The following is a 16,491-nucleotide window of genomic DNA, read 5'->3' as shown; positions in this document are numbered from 1 at the left end:
TGCAATCCCCAATGCCTACCGGAGCCGCTATGCTTGTCGCCTGGGTCAGCCGTTGTGCTGCTGACCGTGCATTGCCAAAGCTGCAAAGATTCCACTGCCGTGAACAAAGTCTTAGTCAAAGTCCTGGCCGTGGTGTCGGTCGTGGCGGTACTGTACGCAGTGGCCGCTGTCGTGGCCACGTTCACGCAGCTGGCTGCCGCCGCCGACCGCGTTTACCTGGGTGCGGGCCAGCCCGTCTTCTGGTCGCTGCTGGCATTTTTCTGCGCTCTGGTGCTTTATCCGCTGGTACTGCTTTTGCGCCTGCCCAAGGCCATGCAGCCGCCGGTGGACGCATCTGCGCAGGAACACGCCGACTACGCCGATTGGCTCCAACGCCATCTGGCCCAGCATCCAGACAGCGCCGTCGCGGCGCTGGCTTCCGGCGGTGATGTTCCCGCCGCCTTGCTGGCACTGAGCGCGCAGGCCGATGGCCTGATACGCGGCACGGCGAGCAATGTCTTTGTCAGCACCGCGCTGCTGCAGAACGGGCATCTGGACGGACTGGTGGTGCTGGGCACGCAACTGCGCCTGATATGGCAGATCGGCGCGCTCTACAACCTGCGACCCTCGCCGCGCCAGCTCTGGTATCTGTATTCGAATGTGGGCGGCGCGATGCTGGTGGCCGCGCACCTCGAAGAGCTCGATTTCGCCGAGCTCGCGGGCCCGCTGGTGAACTCGGTCGTGCCTTCGCTGGCGGCCGCGGTGCCGGGGCTGCAAGGCGTGGGCAACCTGCTGGCCAACAGCATTGCCAACGGCTCGGCCAACGCCTTTCTGACCCTGCGCGTGGGCCTGATCGCCAAGAGCTATTGCGCTCCGCTGGCCAGGCCCGAACGCGCCGCCGTGCGCCGCAGCGCGACCCTGGCCGCGCTGGCGCTGCTGGGCGCGATCACGCAGGAAAAGGGCGGCCAGATCGTGAAGTCGGTGTGGGCCGGCGCGGGCAGCGCGGTGGGCAAGGCCGCCGGCTCGGTGGTCGGCGGCGCGAAACGTGCCACGGCGGCCACGGGAGCGATGGTCACGGGCGCGGGGCGCAGCATTTCGCACGCGACGTCGGAAGTCATGGACTCGACGGCAGGGCTGTTCCAGCGCAAGGAGAAATCGAGGGTGGAAGAGGAGCCGGGCAAGAAGCTGCCGCGCTAGGCGCGGCCAGGGGTCAGGGCTGCAGAAGCCGTTGCCTCCATGGGCGCCTGCGCTGGCGTGGGCTGCTGGTGCACGCCAGCCGGCTGCTGACGCTGCGCGCGCCGGGCCTGCTTGTCCGCATACATGCGTTCGTCGGCGGCCTTGAGAGCCATCTGCGGGGAGCTGACTGCGGGATCGACACTGACAATGCCGAAGCTCGCGCCCGCATAGTCGAAACAGCATTCGTCGAAGGAGTAGCGTCCGATCAGCAGCGGCGCCAGTCTGTTGCGCATGGCCTTGATGGTGGCATCCGGATCTTGGGCTGCTGGCGGCGCCGCCAGGCCGATCACCACGAACTCATCGCCGCCGAGCCTGCCCAGCATGTCGCTGCTGCGCAGGCCTGTGGACAAGCACTGGCCCACCTCGACGAGGAACTGGTCGCCGACCTCATGCCCGTGGCTGTCGTTGATCGCCTTGAAGCCATCGAGATCGATGAAGGCCACCATGACCCATTGCTGCGTGCGTTGAGCGATGGCGAACAATCGCTGCAGTTGGGCCAGCACATGGCGCCGGTTCGGCAGGTTGGTCAAGGCGTCGTGGTTGGCCGCATGTTGCTCGTCCTTGCGGCGCGTGTGCATCTGCGTGATCATGTGGCTGCACAGCAAAATGAACGCCAGACCCACGGCTGCGACCAGTCCGGCGATCCACAGGTGCTGCGTGCGCATCGCAGCGAGATGGTCCAGCGGCGCGAGCGTCAGCAACTGATATTGCGTGTTGGAAAGCGCCTCGCTGCGCAGCAGATAGGGCTTGCCGTCGATCCACCATTGGCCGGCTTGTTCGGCACCAGCCATCGCTTGCGCGTCCAGCGGCCGGCCCAGTTCCTCATCGGAGTCCGGCGATGGGCGCGCGCCCGCAGACCGTGCGATATCGGGCGGCAGCAGCGTCGCCGCATTGCGCAGCATGAACGCCGCCGCCGAGGCCGTGGTCACGCGCCCCTGGCTGTCGACGATCAGCGCGATGTGGCGCCCCACGAGAAAGCGCGCCACTTCCGCGGCATCGAACTTCACCGTGACGTAGCCTTGCGGCACATTCTCGTCATTCTCGATGCGGCTGGCGACGAAGTAGGAAGGCGTCTTGTTCAGCTTGGCGATGCCGAACGAATGGCCGTTGCCGTCGCGCAGCGCGTCCATGAGATAGGGCCGCCCTGTGTAGATCATGCCCACGATGCTGTCGGAATCGGCCCAGTTGCTGGCCGTCACCGTGTCGTCCGACATGTTGTTCAGGTAGATGCGCGCATAGCGCAGATCGCCGGACAGCGCATTCATGAAGTCGCCGACCTTGCGCACCAGCGGGTCCCGGATGAACTGCTGCGCGCGCTGTTGGCGCGTGAGATCGGCGGCACCGGGAGGATCGGTGCGGTAGCGCGCGGCCAGCTGTATCACCGACCCCTGGCGCGCCACCATATTGGTCACGCTGACCATTTCGGTGAACAGCCGGTCCATGATGCGCGCCGTGGTCCGGGCTTCGTATTCGGCGCTGACCGCCAGATCGTCCAGCTCCGCGGCGACGATGCGTTGCGACATCCACGACCCCAGACCGGCCACCGATGCCAGCCAGGCAAGGGCCAGCATGAGCATGCGTACGCGTGGTCGTCGGCGCTGCTGCGGCAATGCGTGGTTCACGGCCCCCTCCATACACGTTTGAAGGAATGGTAACCAATGCACCCGCAGGTCAAAAGTCAGGAAGTGTCATTGATGCGCAGGACGCGTCAGTGCCAACCCGATTCAGGCCAAATCATTGGCAACAAAAAAGCCAGCTGCAGATACTGCAACTGGCTTTTGTATGTGCGACAAACCCTCAAGCGTGTCGTTGATTTTTTTGTGCTGTGGCGGAGGCTGTGAGATTCGAACTCACGGACAGTTACCCGTCGGCAGTTTTCAAGACTGCTGGTTTAAACCACTCACCCAAACCTCCGAAGGGTGCGATTTTACACACAGATCGCGGCGCCCGGGGTCTGGGCGGGCGCTGCGTGGGCGCCGCAGCTGAAGAATGCATGGGCAATTCGCCACGCCCCTGCGTTGGCTCAATATCCGCGCGCACGAAGACGCGTATCTTGGTCAGAGAAAACCACTTCTTGCGGCATTCCTATGAAGAACAACCTTGATTTCAATGTTTCACGCGACAGCCTCTTCATTCCCCGGCTGGGCGACATGTACCAGCATTTCGCGATGCCTCTGGCCTGGCTGCTGTTGCGCTTGACGCTGGGGGGCTGGATGCTCTATGAAGGCTGGCCCAAGCTGATGAACCCCATGGGCCAGGTCGGATTCGTGGAGATGATCGGCTTTCACCCCGGCTGGCTGTTTTCGCCGCTGCTGGCGGTGATGCAGGTGGTCGGCGGAATTTCGCTCATCCTCGGGCTGTGTACGCGCCCGTTTGCACTGGCGAGCACCGGCATGCTTCTGGTGACGCTGTACTTTCACCTGCATTTTCCCTACGACGCGGCACCGCTGCTCACCAGCGCAGGAATCGAGGCGCTCAAGGCCAACCCGGAATTTGTCACGCCCGGCGGCGCCAAGCGCCTGGCCGATGGCGGGCTGGTTCTTGTGGAGCTGTTGCAGCACAAGGCCATTCAGCTTTCCAGCATCTGGGCCATTGGCAATCTCTTCTTTGCCGCGTTTGGCGCAGGACTCTTCTCCATCGATGGAAAAATCAAGAAGAGCTTCTGACCGCATTGCTCCGAGTTCCACAGACGCATTTGGGCCGGATGGAGCGCGCCCATCCTCGTTGCGTTCAAGCCTTGAGCAGGCCCTGGGTTTCAATGAAGGCCACCACCTGGGCCAGGCCTTCCTGGGTCTTGAGGTTGGTCATGACAAAGGGCTTGAGGCCCTTGGGCGAGGCGCGCATGCGTTCGGTGTCGGCGCGCATCACCTCGAGGTTGGCGCCCACATGCGGGGCCAGGTCGGTCTTGTTGATGATGAACAGGTCGCTCTTGGTGATGCCCGGGCCGCCCTTGCGCGGAATCTTCTCGCCGGCGGCTACGTCGATCACGTAGATCGTCAGGTCGGACAGCTCGGGGCTGAACGTGGCCGCAAGGTTGTCGCCGCCCGACTCGATGAAGACGATGTCGGCATCGGGAAACTGGCCCAGCATGCGATCGATGGCTTCGAGATTGATCGACGCGTCCTCGCGTATCGCGGTGTGCGGACAGCCGCCGGTCTCGACCCCCATGATGCGCTCGGCGGGCAGGGCGCCGCTCACGGTGAGCAGGCGCTGGTCTTCCTTGGTGTAGATGTCGTTGGTGATCGCGACCAGATCGTACTGTTCGCGCATGGCCTTGCAGAGCATTTCCAGCAGGGTGGTCTTGCCCGAGCCCACGGGGCCGCCTATGCCCACGCGCAGCGGGGGCAGCTTCTTGCTGCGATTCGGGATATGGTGAAGTGGCGAAGTCATGAGCGGAACAGTCGTGAGTATTGATTTTCATGCTGGGCCGAGAGAATGGCCAGCATGGGCGAAAAGGCCTGGCGCTGCGCATCGGGCAGGGCCAGCGCCTGGTCTACGGCGGCGGGAATCCGTTCGGCAAGCTGCGCCAGGATGCGCTGGCCCGCGCTCTGGCCCAGCGGCACGGCCTTGATCGCGGCCTGGACCATGTTCTCGGCCCAGCCAAAGGCATAGGCCAGCAGCGCGGGGCGGGCCGAGGCGCCGCTGAAATGCGCGGCCAGCGCAAATGCCAGCGGGTAGCTCGCGTCCTGCGCGCTCAGCCACTCTATGGCGTCCAGGCGCGCCGCGTCGCCCGCATGCTGGTTGCGCAGCCAGGCAATCAGCGAGCGTCCCATCTGTTCGGTCTGCAGGCGCAGCTCGCTGCTTTCACGCGTCTGGCGCACCCAGGCGTTGAGCGCGGCCAGGCGCGCGCGGTCATCGCCGGCCCAGGCGGGCAGGGCCTGGGCAATGGCCGCCATGTCGCCGCGCGCCTGCGTGAGCTGCAGCTGCTGCACGATCCAGCGCGCGGCATCGGCTTCGCCCCCGACCCAGCCGCTGCTGATCGCGGCCTCCAGGCCTTCCGAGTAGGAAAAGCCGCCAATCGGCAGCGCCGGCGAGGCCAGCCACATCAGCTGCAGCAGGCTGTGCGGGGCGACGGCGGGCGCGGCCTGTTCGGCAGCGGCCGCGGCCTGGCGGCGGCGCCAGGGCAGGGGCGGGCGCGCGGTGGGGCTGGGGAGACGCAGGGCCATGGTCTGGTGAATCAATGCGCGTGGTTGCAACCCGGGCCATGGACATGACCATGCTCATCATCGTGGCTGTGCCCGTGGTCATGCTTATGGGCATTGCCATGCGCATTGCCATGCGCATGGTGGCTGTGGCCGTCGTTGGTCACATGGCCGCCATAGGCGCCGCCTTCGGGCTCGAACGCCATATCGGCCTCGACCACGGTGAGGTGCATGCTGCGCAGCATGTCGGCCAGCACATGGTCGGGTTCTATCTTCAGGTGATCGGGTTGCAGCTCGATAGGCACATGGCGGTTGCCCAGGTGGTAGGCGGCGCGCATCAGATCGAAGGGCGTGCCATGCGCGGGGCAGGTGGTGATGTAAAGCACTTTCTGCGGCGCGGCAATCACTCGCACCATGGAGCCGTCTTCGGCAATCAGCACATCGCCGCCGCGCACGGCCTGGCCGCGCGGCAGGAAGATGGCCAGCTCCCGGCCTTGCGAGTCGGTGGCCGCGAAACGGCTTTTCTGGCGCACGTCCCAGTCGAGTTCAATGGTCGTGGCGCGCTGCAGCAGCACGCGGGCCAGGCCTTTGCCTTGAGGGATGAGTTTTTGAATGGAGAGCATTGGGTCTGGTGAACTGGGGGGAGGCAATGGGGCACTTGAGCGGGCACGTTCATTCTTCGACAGGCTCAGGACGAACGGTTAAAACCGACACGCTGCGCCAAGCGCAATCTCCACTGCGTCACTGCCGTTCGCCCTGAGCCTGTCGAAGGGCGTTTCGCAGCGCAGCGTGGAAAACGTTTTAGCATGCACGCATGACGGCCCCGACTGATTTCAATCCTACTCCCCATATCCCCTGTGGCTGCCGGCAGGTGGCCGTATACGGCACCCTGCGCCGCGGCGGCTCCAATGACATAAGGCGCTGGCAGCCCGATGTGCGTTGGCTCGGGCATTGCCGGCTGCCGGGGCAGCTGCATGACCTCGGTCCCTACCCCGGCCTGGTGCTGGACGGCAGCTACAAGGTGCTGGCCGAAGTCTATGAACTCAACCCCACGCTCGAGCGCAAGCTCGATGAAGTCGAGGAGATCTGGCCGGTCGATATCGGCGAATATGCCAAGCACATTGTCGATGTGCAGCTGCTGCCGCTGGACGGCGGCCCGCCCCAGCCCATGCCGGTGCTGATCTATGTCGCCCAGCCCGCGGGCGTGCAGGGGCGGGCGGTGATAGACACCGACGACTGGCTGGCCTGGTGGACGCAGCGCCAAGGCGATTCTCCTCAGAACAGGAAATAGCGCTGGGCCATCGGCAGCGACACCGCGGGCTCGCAGGTGAGCAACTGGCCGTCGGCGCGCACGCTGTAGGTCTGCGGGTCGACTTCCATGGCCGGCGCGTAGTCGTTGAGCAGCATGTGGCGCTTGCCTATGCCGCGGATGTTCTTCACCGCTGAAAGCGTCTTGGCGAGTTTGAAACGCTCGCCTATGCCGTTGGCAAGACCGGCCTGCGAGACAAAGGTCAGCGACGACCGGGCCAGCGCACCGCCAAACGACGCGAACATGGGCCGGTAATGCACGGGCTGGGGCGTGGGAATCGAGGCGTTGGGGTCGCCCATCGCCGCCATCGCAATGCTGCCGCCCTTGAGAATGAGCGCCGGCTTGACGCCAAAGAACGCCGGCTTCCAGATCACGATGTCGGCCCATTTGCCGACTTCGAGACTGCCGACTTCGTGGCTGATGCCGTGGGCGATTGCCGGATTGATCGTGTACTTGGCGATGTAGCGCTTGATGCGGAAGTTGTCGTGGCGCGCGCTGTCGCCGGGCAGGGCGCCGCGCTGCAGCTTCATCTTGTGCGCGGTCTGCCAGGTGCGCAGAATCACTTCGCCGACGCGGCCCATGGCCTGGCTGTCGGAGCTGAACATGCTGATTGCGCCCAGGTCGTGCAGTATGTCCTCGGCGGCAATGGTTTCCTTGCGGATGCGGCTTTCGGCAAACGCCAGGTCTTCGGCAATCGACGGGTCGAGGTGGTGGCAGACCATCAGCATGTCGACATGCTCGTCCAGCGTGTTGATGGTGTAGGGCCGGGTCGGGTTGGTCGAGCTGGGCAGCACGTTCTGCAGGCCCACGACTTTCAGGATGTCGGGCGCATGGCCGCCGCCCGCGCCTTCGGTGTGGAAGGTGTGGATGGTGCGGCCCTTGAAGGCGGCGACGGTGTCCTCGACAAAGCCGCTTTCATTGAGCGTGTCGGTGTGGATTGCAACCTGCGTGTCGGTGAGTTCGGCGACATTCAGGCAATTGTCGATTGCCGCGGGCGTGCTGCCCCAGTCTTCGTGCAGCTTCAGGCCAATGGCGCCGGCATCGATCTGCTCGTGCAGGCCGGCGGGCAGGCTGGTGTTGCCCTTGCCCAGAAATCCGAGGTTCATGGGAAACGCATCGGCGGCCTGCAGCATGCGCTCCATGTGCCAGGGGCCGGGCGTGCAGGTGGTGGCAAACGTGCCCGTGGCCGGGCCCGTGCCGCCGCCTATCATGGTGGTGATGCCGCTGGTCAGCGCTTCCTCGATCTGCTGGGGAGCGATGAAGTGGATGTGCGTGTCGACGCCGCCGGCCGTCACGATGCAGCCTTCGCAGCTGATGATTTCCGTTCCCGGGCCGATGATGATGTCCACGCCGGGCTGGGTGTCGGGGTTGCCGGCCTTGCCGATGGCGACAATGCGGCCGTTCTTCAGGCCGATGTCGGCCTTGACGATGCCCCAGTGGTCGACGATCAGCGCATTGGTCAGCACCGTGTCCATCGCGCCTTCCGCGCGGCTTCTCTGGCTTTGCGCCATGCCGTCGCGAATCGTCTTGCCGCCGCCGAACTTCACTTCCTCGCCGTAGCTGCCCGCGGCGAGCGTGTAGTCGCGCTCGACTTCCAGCAGCAGATCGGTGTCGGCCAGGCGCACGCGGTCGCCCGTCGTGGGCCCAAAGGTTTCCGCATAGGCGCGGCGTTCCATCGTGGCCATGTTCAAAGGTCTCCAGGCTGTTGGTCGAGCGCGCCCTGGACCAGGCCGCGAAAGCCGTAGACCAGGCGATCGCCCGCGAAATCGACAAGTTCCACCGTGCGCTGCTGGCCCGGCTCGAAGCGCACGGCCATGCCGCTGGCGATGTTCAGCCGCATGCCATGGGCCGCGGCGCGGTCGAAATCCAGGCCGGCATTGGTTTCGGCAAAGTGGTAGTGCGAGCCGACCTGGATCGGCCGGTCGCTGGCATTGCGCACCAGCAGCGTGGTGCAGCGGCGGCCTGTATTGAGGGCATGTTCGCCCGCGTCGAGAATCAGTTCACCGGGCACCATGGCTTTTCTCCTCAGGCCAGGCGGGTCAGCATGAACACACCGAGCGCGGCCGTGGCCGCGCCGCCCAGCGCCGTGAGCAGGCGGTGGCGCTGCAGCACCATGCGGCCCAGCAGCATGCCGGCGACATGCAGCAGGCCCGAGCCCAGCGCGATGCCGGCCAGCGCCGCGACGGCCGTGAGGCCGGAGTCGCCCGCAAGCTCATAGCCGTGGGCCGCGCCGTGGAAGAACGCGAACACGCCGGCCAGCGTCGCCGCCGCGCCCCAGGGCATCTTCCTTTGCAGCGCCAGCAGCAGGCCCAGCACCAGCACCGAGGCCGCGATCATGGGCTCGACCCCGGGCAGCTGCAGGCCGGCAAAGCCTGCGAGCGCGCCGGCCACCAGCAGCGCGACAAACGCCGCGGGCGCGCGCCAGGCCGGGCGCACCGTGAGCGCGCTCCAGGCACCGACGGCGACCATGGCCGCGAGGTGATCGGCGCCGGTGAACGGGTGGGCCAGGGCGTGGGCGGCGGTGTCGAGCAGGCCGTGGCTGTGGGCGCCGCCCGCGGCCGGGTGGGCCAGGGCGGCAATGGGCAGTGCGGCGAGGGCCGCTGCAGCGGCGGCAATCAGGGGTTTGGCTTGCATGGCAAAGGCTTGAAAAGGGGGTTAGACAATCGGGTCGTGCACCGTGACCAGCTTGGTGCCGTCGGGAAACGTGGCTTCGACCTGGATGTCGGGAATCATTTCGGCAATGCCGTCCATGACATCGGCGCGCGTGAGCACCGTGCGGCCTTCGCTCATCAGCTGGGCCACGGTCTTGCCGTCGCGCGCGCCTTCCATCACCGCCGCGCTGATCAGCGCCATGGCTTCGGGGTAGTTGAGCTTGAGCCCGCGCGCCTTGCGGCGCTCGGCCACCAGGGCCGCGGTGAACAGAAGCAGCTTGTCTTTTTCGCGAGGAGTGAGTTCCATGGCGTCGTGGCGGGCGCGGGCCCGCAAGGCGATGCAGATGGCTGGTTTGCAGCAAGGTGCGTGCCATGCTGCAACATGGCACAGAAGCTGCACGCAGTCCTGTTGCCATGATTCAAGCCCCTTCTGAACCACATTGCATGCCGTCCGATACCGCGGGCGTGCCCGCGCAGCAGCGCGTGGTCAAGGTGCGGCGCGACTACAACCGCTGGGTGGCGACCGAGACGCTGGAGGACTATGCGCTGCGCTACACGCCGCAGCGCGGGCGCCGCTGGTCGGAGTGGGGCGTGGCGCATACCGCGTTTGGCGCGGCCTCGTTCCTGGTGCTCGAGGCCGTGGGCGCGACGCTGCTGGTGCAGTACGGTTTCATCAATGCGTTCTGGGCGATTGTCTGCACCGGGCTGATCATCTTTGCCGCCGGGCTGCCGATCAGCGTCTACGCGGCGCGCCACGGCGTCGACATGGATCTGCTGACGCGCGGCGCGGGCTTTGGCTATATAGGCTCGAGCATCACCTCGCTGATCTACGCGAGCTTCACCTTCATCTTCTTCGCGCTCGAGGCCGCCGTGATGGCCTATGCGCTGGAACTCGCGCTCGACATACCGCCGCGCTGGGGCTATCTGATCTGCGCGCTGGTGGTGATTCCGCTGGTCACGCACGGGGTGTCGGCGATCAGCCGGCTGCAGGTGTGGACCCAGCCGCTGTGGCTGCTGATGCTGATCGTGCCGTTTGCGTTTGTGTTGATGCACCAGCCTGGGGTGTTTTCCGAAGTGCTGCACTATCCGGGTGCAAGTCAGCAGCGCGAAGGCCAGCTGGCAGGCTTTAGTCTGCCTCTTTTTGGTGCGGGTCTGACCGTGGGCATTGCGCTGATCACGCAGATGGGCGAGCAGGCCGACTACCTGCGCTTCATGCCGGTGCGCAACGCCAGCAACCGCTGGCGCTGGTGGGGGGCGGTGATGCTGGGCGGGCCGGGTTGGGTGCTGCTGGGCGTGGCCAAGATGCTGGGCGGCGCGCTGCTGGCCTATCTGGCCATCTCGCAGGCCGTTCCGCCCGACCACGCCGTCGATCCTAACCAGATGTACCTCGCGGCCTACAACTATGTATTTCCCGACTACGGCTGGGCGGTGGCCGCGACGGCGCTGTTTGTCGTGCTGTCGCAGCTCAAGATCAATGTGACCAATGCCTATGCGGGCTCGCTCGCCTGGAGCAATTTCTTCTCGCGCGTGACCCACAGCCACCCGGGGCGCGTGGTGTGGGTGGTGTTCAACACGCTGATTGCCTTCATGCTGATGGAGATGAACGTGTTTCGCGCGCTGGGCGAAGTGCTGGGCCTGTATTCGAACCTGGCGATTGCCTGGATCATGGCCGTGGTTGCCGATCTGGTGATCAACAAGCCGCTGGGCTGGTCGCCGCGCGGCATAGAGTTCAAGCGCGCGCGGCTCTACGACATCAATCCCGTGGGCGTGGGCGCGATGGCCTTGTCGTCGCTGCTGTCGGTGGCCGCGCACCTGGGCGCGTTCGGGCCGCTGGCGCAGGCGTTCTCGGCGGTGATTGCCATGCTGGTGGCGCTGATCGCTTCGCCGCTGATTGCCTGGTGGACGCGCGGGCGCTACTACCTGGTGCCGACGGCGGCGCCGGCCATGGAGGCGCCGGCCTGCGCCGGCCCGCCGCGGCTGCAGCGCTGCGTGGTCTGCGAGCGCGAATACGAAGCGCCCGACATGGTGCATTGCCCCGCCTACCAGGGCGGCATCTGCTCGCTGTGCTGCACGCTGGACGCGCGCTGCGGCGATCTGTGCCGGCCCCAGGCGCATCTGGCCGTGCAGTGGCGCGCGGCCGCGCGCCGGCTGCTGCCGGCGAGCATGTGGCGGCTGCTTGACAAGGGCCTGCTGCACTTCGTTCTGCTGATGCTGCTGATCGTGCCCACTCTGGCCGCGGTGATAGGCCTGCTTTATCTGCTGGAGCTGCAGACGCATGCGCGCAGCCTGCCGGCCAATGCGCTGCCCGGCGCCGAAGCCGTGCTGCAGACGGTATTGCTCAAGGTGGGCGTGGGCCTGCTGCTGATCTCGGGCGTCGTGGCCTGGTGGCTGGTGCTGGCCCAGCACAGCCGCAAGGTCGCGCAGCAGGAGTCGAATCGCCAGACCGGACTGCTGGTGCGCGAGATCGCGCTGCACCGCGCGACCGACGGCCAGCTGCAGCAGGCGCGGCGCGCCGCCGAAGATGCGCGCACCGTGGCCGAGGACGCGCGCCGCGCGGCCGATCTCGCCAACCAGGCCAAGAGCCGCTACATCAGCGCCATCAGCCACGAACTGCGCACGCCGCTCAACAGCATCCTGGGCTATGCCCAGCTGATGGGCGAGGACGCCGACGTGCCGCCCCACCGGCGCCAGGCCGTGGCCGTGATACGCCGCGGCGGCGAACATCTGCTGTCGTTGATCGAAGGCACGCTGGACATCGCGCGCATCGAGTCGGGCAAGCTCGCGCTGCAGGTTCAGCCCATGCAGTTTGCCGCCGGCCTGCGGGAGATGGCCGGCATGTTCGAACTGCAGGCCGCGGCCAAGGGGCTGGTCTTCCACTACGAGCCCGAGGGCACGCTGCCCGAATGGGTGCGCACCGATGAAAAGCGCCTGCGCCAGATCCTGTTCAACCTGCTGGGCAATGCGATCAAGTTCACCACGCGCGGCAGCGTCACCCTGCGCGTGCGCCACAGCCGGCAGATGGCCTATGTGTCGGTGATCGATACCGGGCCTGGCCTGAGCGAGGCCGAGCAGGCCCAGGTGTTCGAGCCGTTTGCGCGCGGCTCGGGCGCGCAGTCCAGCGCCGGCGCGGGCCTGGGCCTGACCATGGCCAAGATGCTGACCGAACTCATGGGCGGGGCGCTGAGCGTCAGCAGCCAGCCGGGCCAGGGCGCGGCCTTTCATATCCGCCTGTTCCTGCCCTCGCTCGAACGCGGCCCGGCCCAGCTGCCCGCCGTTCCCCGGCCCGTGGGCTACGTGGGCGCGACGCGCCGGCTGCTGGTGGTCGACAACGAGGAGGCCGACCGCGAGCTGCTGGCCCAGCTGCTGGTGCCGCTGGGCTTCGCGGTGCAGCACGCGGCCAACGGCCAGGAGGCGCTGGCGCTGCTGGCCGCGGGCTACCGGCCGCAGGCGATCTTCATGGACCTGGCGATGCCCGGAATGGACGGCTGGGAATGCCTGCGCCAGCTGCGGCAGCTGCCGCTGGGCGAAGTCGCGTGCGCCATAGTCTCCGCCAATGCCTTCGATCGCGAAATGCCAAATGACGTGGGCATCACGCCGCAGGACTTCCTGGTCAAGCCGGTGCGCCACAGCGAGCTGCTGCAGTGGCTGGAGGACCGGCTTGAACTCGTGTGGCGCAGCGCCCCGCCGGCGGCGACTGCCTTGCCTGCGGCGCGCGTGCAGCCGGCCGATGCCGGCCTGGAGGGCGTGCCCGAGGCCGCGCTCGCGGCGCTGCGCCAGGCGCTGGAATGGGGCTATATGCGCGGCGTCGAACAGGCGCTGGCCCAGCTGGCCCAGGACCATCCGCAGGCCGCCGCGCTGTGGCAGCGGCTGCGCGCGCAGGCGCAGCAGTTCCAGTTCGAGGCCATGGCCGCGCAATTGAATGACAAGGCTTGATGATGGATCTTTCCCCCTCGCTCACCCGTGACGCCAACCTGGTGCTGATCGTCGACGATGTGCCCGACAACCTGGCAATGCTGCATGACGCGCTCGACGCCGCGGGCTACATCGTGCTGGTCGCGACCAGCGGCGAAGCCGCGCTGGCGCGCGCCGCCCAGGCGCTGCCCGACATCGTGCTGCTTGACGCAATGATGCCCGGCATGGACGGCTTCGAAGTCGCGCGCCGCCTCAAGGCGGATGCACAGACGGCGCCGATTCCCATCGTCTTCATGACCGGCCTGACCGAGACCGAGCATCTGATTGCCGCGCTGGCGGCCGGCGGCGTCGACTATGTGACCAAGCCGATCAAGCCCGCGGAAGTGCTGGCGCGCATGGGCGTGCACCTGGGCACGGCGCGGCGCGCGCGCGCCCAGCAGCAGCAGGCCGTGCAGGCGCGCAGCGCGCTGGACGCGTTCGGCTATGCCAGCCTCACGGTGCGCATTGCAGACGGCCGCGTGCTGTGGCAGACGCCGCTGGCGCGCGAACTGCTGCGCCGCCACCTGGGCATTGACGGCCTGCGCGCCGTGCTGCCCGATGACATCACCGCCTGGATTCAGCGCCAGCAGCCCACGCTGGCGCTGCAGCTGGAGCCGCCGCGCTGGACCTTCGATACGGGCTCGGGTCCCTTGGTGCTGCGCCTGCACCCGCCGTCGCCCGAAGCCGAGGAGGGTGAGCTGCTGCTGGTGATGCGCGAGGAGTCTGACCTTGCGGCGCGCGAGACGCTGCGCCAGGGCTTTGGCATCACCGCCAAGGAAGCCGAAGTGCTCTACTGGCTGGCCCAGGGCAAGATCAACCGCGACATCGCCGACATCGTCGGCTGCAGCCCGGCCACCGTGAAGAAGCACCTGGAACGCATCTTTGCCAAGCTGGGCGTGGAAACGCGCACCGCGGCCGCGGCGATGGCGATGGCGCGCCTGCCGGCGTGATGAAGTTTGGCAATCCGCGCCATCCGGATTTACAAACCCGCGGTGGCGCAGGCCTGTCTACACTGGCTTTCATGACGCAAGAAACACCCACCTCCCCCGCGCCTCAAGGCCTCGATGATGCAACCCTGGCCTTTGCCGACAAGGTGTTCGATGCTGCGCGCCAGGGCGATGACGTCAGCCTCGCGCAATGGCTGGCCGCGGGCCTGCCACCCGATCTGCGCAACGCCAAGGGCGACAGCCTGCTGATGCTGGCGAGCTACCATGGCCACGCCGACGCCGCGGCCTTGCTGCTGCGGCATGGCGCCGATGCGGCGCTGGCCAATCTGCGCGGCCAGACGCCGCTGGCCGGCGTGGCCTTCAAGGGCGATCTGGCGATGGCCGAACTGCTGCTCGCGCACGGCGCCGGCGTCGACAGCCCTTCGCCCGACGGCCGCACGCCGCTGATGTTCGCGGCCATGTTCAACCGCCTGGACATCATGCAATTGCTGATTGCCCGCGGCGCGCGCGTCGACGCCACCGATGCCCAGGGCACGACCCCGCTGGGCTGCGCGCTGGCCATGGGCGCGCAGGACGCGGCGGCGATGTTGCGCGGGCAGGGTGGTTAGGGCAAACCTTGGCCGGCGTTCGTCGCTAGCCCTTAACCTGTCGAAGGATCGCAGGATGAACGTCCTGCGCTAGGATGCCCGCCCGATCGCAGATGGCGAACCTCAATGATGAGCATGCGCCGGGAAGCCTCGTCCAGCAGCCGATCGATCTTCCCGCAGTTGCCCTCATCCAGATTGGCATCCCATTCGTCGAGCATGAGCAAGGCTGGCGCCATGGAAAGCGCATTCTCGATTTCCTTGACGCGCCGCTGACCGGTTGAAAGCCCGCTGCCGGTGTCGAGAAAATAGGTCTCGGGCGTGATCAATATCGCATCGGCAGCGCTGTCCTTGATGATCTTCAGCAAGGTCGATTTGCCCGAGCCATTGGGCCCGGTCACGGTCCAGCGCCCGCGCGCCAGACTGCCTTGCCGCAAGCCCTCCAGCAGCTCGGCCGCAGCCCAATGCCTTCGTGGACTCTGTATGCCAATGGCGTGCAGCGACACCTGGTGCAGCGGGAATCCTTCCAGCCTCGTACAGAAGCCATCGAGATTGCGCAGCTTGGCCCTGAGTAGGAAAAACTGGCTCAGATAAACGCTGAGCGCATGGACATTGCCAAACACCTGAAGGCTGCGTGGAAGAAGTGCCACCAGCGCGCCGGCAATGCTGGCCGTCCACAGACCCGTGAACTGGATCAGCCCGAGCAATGCCAAGGTGGCCATGATGACGGGGCCGCAGGCAACGGCCTGCTCCAGCAGCACATAGCCGTGGAGTTCGGCAAAGTAGAACTGCGCCTTTGCATCCAGCTTGCAAAGTGCCTGCGCGCGCATGGCGCGGCTGCCGAACATGGCGCCGTTCCACGCCGGCTCGATGGCCAGCGTTGCGGCCTGGCGACTGTGCTGCATGGCCGCGGCCGAGCGTTCAATCCGTTGACGCTGCACGAGGACGAGCGCAAAGGAAGCCAGCAGCGACACCGCGATGGCCGACGCAATTTGCCAGCCCAGGGCCAGGTAGAACACCGCCAGCGTGAACAGAATATTGAGGCTCGCCGACAGCAGCTCGCGCTGCAGATCGCAGGCCTGCGCGATGGTGGAGATTGCCTCGCCGCCCAGCCATTGGGTTATTGATTTGCGATTGCTGTCCGATGCGTACTGCAGGCTTGGCGTCGCGGCGCGAAGTGTGGCGTGGGCGTAACGCTGCCAGATCCGGTTGGCGGCGCGCGTGCTCAGCAAACTTGCAGCAGAACTGCCGACATAGGCCAGCAACGCAAAGCTGAAGAACAGCGAGATGGCGCGCAGCACGCGATCGAGGTCGCCAACGGCCAGCGCGGCGCCGGCTTGGGCAATGAAGTAGGTGGAAAGGGCAAGCAGCAATTGCTCGGCCAGTGTCAGGCCCAGGGCTGACGCAAGGCGTGGGTCACGAAAAAGCATGGATGCACCAACCGACAAGAGCTTTTGGAGGCCTGGATGGTGAACCGATGGCGCCGCCTGCCATGCCGGAAGATGCCGCTTGTTGACCGCCGGCCGCCACCTTTCAATCGTGCGAAAGGCCAGGCATGCATGCCGCAACGCCCCCGCATTGCACGCCCCATACGCCATCCGGCGTATATCCCGAAAGCGGTCCGCTCCCTAGCATTGGTTCCATGGTGCACAACAAAGCCGAGAGCTTTCGCGGCACCTGTTCAACCACCTC

The 16,491-nt window shown here is 66.4% G+C and carries 15 protein-coding genes and 1 tRNA gene; 6 read left to right on the top strand and 10 right to left on the bottom strand.

Annotated features, from left to right (window positions below):
• Positions 1-99: 99 nt before the first annotated feature.
• The gene (locus tag ACSVDO_RS16340) at positions 100-1,176 is read left to right on the top strand and encodes a DUF697 domain-containing protein (protein ID WP_489593419.1); all 1,077 of its coding nucleotides are present in this window, start codon (positions 100-102) and stop codon (positions 1,174-1,176) included.
• Here ACSVDO_RS16340 and ACSVDO_RS16335 read toward each other — a convergent pair.
• Together ACSVDO_RS16335 and ACSVDO_RS16330 are read right to left on the bottom strand one after the other, a co-directional pair.
• Positions 1,173-2,849, bottom strand: a complete 1,677-nt coding sequence (locus tag ACSVDO_RS16335; RefSeq protein ID WP_489593417.1) for a sensor domain-containing diguanylate cyclase — start codon at positions 2,847-2,849, stop codon at positions 1,173-1,175. The two genes, ACSVDO_RS16340 and ACSVDO_RS16335, sit on opposite strands and share 4 nt — an antisense overlap.
• Before the next feature lie 192 nt (positions 2,850-3,041).
• Positions 3,042-3,129 (bottom strand) — tRNA-Ser (locus ACSVDO_RS16330).
• 173 nt (positions 3,130-3,302) lie between these two features.
• Here ACSVDO_RS16330 and ACSVDO_RS16325 point away from each other — a divergent pair.
• A complete protein-coding gene (locus ACSVDO_RS16325; protein WP_489593415.1) occupies positions 3,303-3,881 on the top strand; it encodes a DoxX family protein in 579 nt (192 codons plus the stop codon).
• A gap of 64 nt (positions 3,882-3,945) precedes the next feature.
• Here ACSVDO_RS16325 and ureG read toward each other — a convergent pair whose 3' ends face one another.
• The 3 genes from ureG to ureE form a co-directional block, all read right to left on the bottom strand.
• Positions 3,946-4,605, bottom strand: a complete 660-nt coding sequence (ureG, locus tag ACSVDO_RS16320) for an urease accessory protein UreG (RefSeq protein WP_489593414.1) — start codon at positions 4,603-4,605, stop codon at positions 3,946-3,948.
• On the bottom strand, positions 4,602-5,261 hold the full coding sequence (locus ACSVDO_RS16315) for an urease accessory protein UreF (protein ID WP_489596423.1): 660 nt from the start codon (positions 5,259-5,261) through the stop codon (positions 4,602-4,604). The genes ureG and ACSVDO_RS16315 overlap by 4 nt, the downstream gene beginning before the upstream one ends.
• Positions 5,262-5,392: 131 nt before the next feature.
• The gene (ureE, locus tag ACSVDO_RS16310; protein ID WP_489593412.1) at positions 5,393-5,980 is read right to left on the bottom strand and encodes an urease accessory protein UreE; all 588 of its coding nucleotides are present in this window, start codon (positions 5,978-5,980) and stop codon (positions 5,393-5,395) included.
• 191 nt (positions 5,981-6,171) lie between these two features.
• On the opposite strand from ureE, the gene ACSVDO_RS16305 reads away from it, so the two are divergent.
• On the top strand, positions 6,172-6,648 hold the full coding sequence (locus tag ACSVDO_RS16305) for a gamma-glutamylcyclotransferase family protein (RefSeq protein WP_489593411.1): 477 nt from the start codon (positions 6,172-6,174) through the stop codon (positions 6,646-6,648).
• Here ACSVDO_RS16305 and ureC read toward each other — a convergent pair.
• The 4 genes from ureC to ACSVDO_RS16285 are packed head-to-tail and all read right to left on the bottom strand — an operon-like array spanning position 6,633 to position 9,624.
• Complete coding sequence (gene ureC, locus ACSVDO_RS16300; RefSeq protein ID WP_489593409.1) at positions 6,633-8,351, bottom strand: urease subunit alpha; 1,719 nt, start codon at positions 8,349-8,351, stop codon at positions 6,633-6,635. The two genes, ACSVDO_RS16305 and ureC, sit on opposite strands and share 16 nt — an antisense overlap.
• Positions 8,352-8,353: 2 nt before the next feature.
• Positions 8,354-8,680, bottom strand: a complete 327-nt coding sequence (locus ACSVDO_RS16295) for an urease subunit beta (protein WP_489593407.1) — start codon at positions 8,678-8,680, stop codon at positions 8,354-8,356.
• A gap of 11 nt (positions 8,681-8,691) precedes the next feature.
• Positions 8,692-9,300, bottom strand: coding sequence for a HupE/UreJ family protein (locus tag ACSVDO_RS16290; protein WP_489593405.1), 609 nt, complete (start codon positions 9,298-9,300; stop codon positions 8,692-8,694).
• A 21-nt stretch (positions 9,301-9,321) separates the two neighbouring features.
• Positions 9,322-9,624 (bottom strand): urease subunit gamma, encoded by a 303-nt coding sequence (locus ACSVDO_RS16285; RefSeq protein ID WP_159911062.1) that lies wholly within the window; start codon positions 9,622-9,624, stop codon positions 9,322-9,324.
• 137 nt (positions 9,625-9,761) lie between these two features.
• Here ACSVDO_RS16285 and ACSVDO_RS16280 point away from each other — a divergent pair, with 137 nt between their 5' ends.
• From ACSVDO_RS16280 to ACSVDO_RS16270, 3 genes are all read left to right on the top strand, one after another.
• Positions 9,762-13,250 (top strand): hybrid sensor histidine kinase/response regulator, encoded by a 3,489-nt coding sequence (locus ACSVDO_RS16280; RefSeq protein ID WP_489593403.1) that lies wholly within the window; start codon positions 9,762-9,764, stop codon positions 13,248-13,250.
• Positions 13,251-13,252: 2 nt separating this feature from the next.
• Positions 13,253-14,218, top strand: coding sequence for a response regulator (locus tag ACSVDO_RS16275; RefSeq protein WP_332549712.1), 966 nt, complete (start codon positions 13,253-13,255; stop codon positions 14,216-14,218).
• A gap of 71 nt (positions 14,219-14,289) precedes the next feature.
• On the top strand, positions 14,290-14,823 hold the full coding sequence (locus ACSVDO_RS16270; protein ID WP_489593401.1) for an ankyrin repeat domain-containing protein: 534 nt from the start codon (positions 14,290-14,292) through the stop codon (positions 14,821-14,823).
• A gap of 32 nt (positions 14,824-14,855) precedes the next feature.
• Here the strand turns inward: ACSVDO_RS16270 and ACSVDO_RS16265 are convergent, their stop codons facing one another.
• The gene (locus tag ACSVDO_RS16265) at positions 14,856-16,397 is read right to left on the bottom strand and encodes an ATP-binding cassette domain-containing protein (RefSeq protein ID WP_489593399.1); all 1,542 of its coding nucleotides are present in this window, start codon (positions 16,395-16,397) and stop codon (positions 14,856-14,858) included.
• Between the last annotated feature and the right edge of the window lie 94 nt (positions 16,398-16,491).

The organism is Comamonas sp. DB36, assembly GCF_057914905.1.
This window is presented reverse-complemented; position numbering and strand designations above follow the sequence as displayed.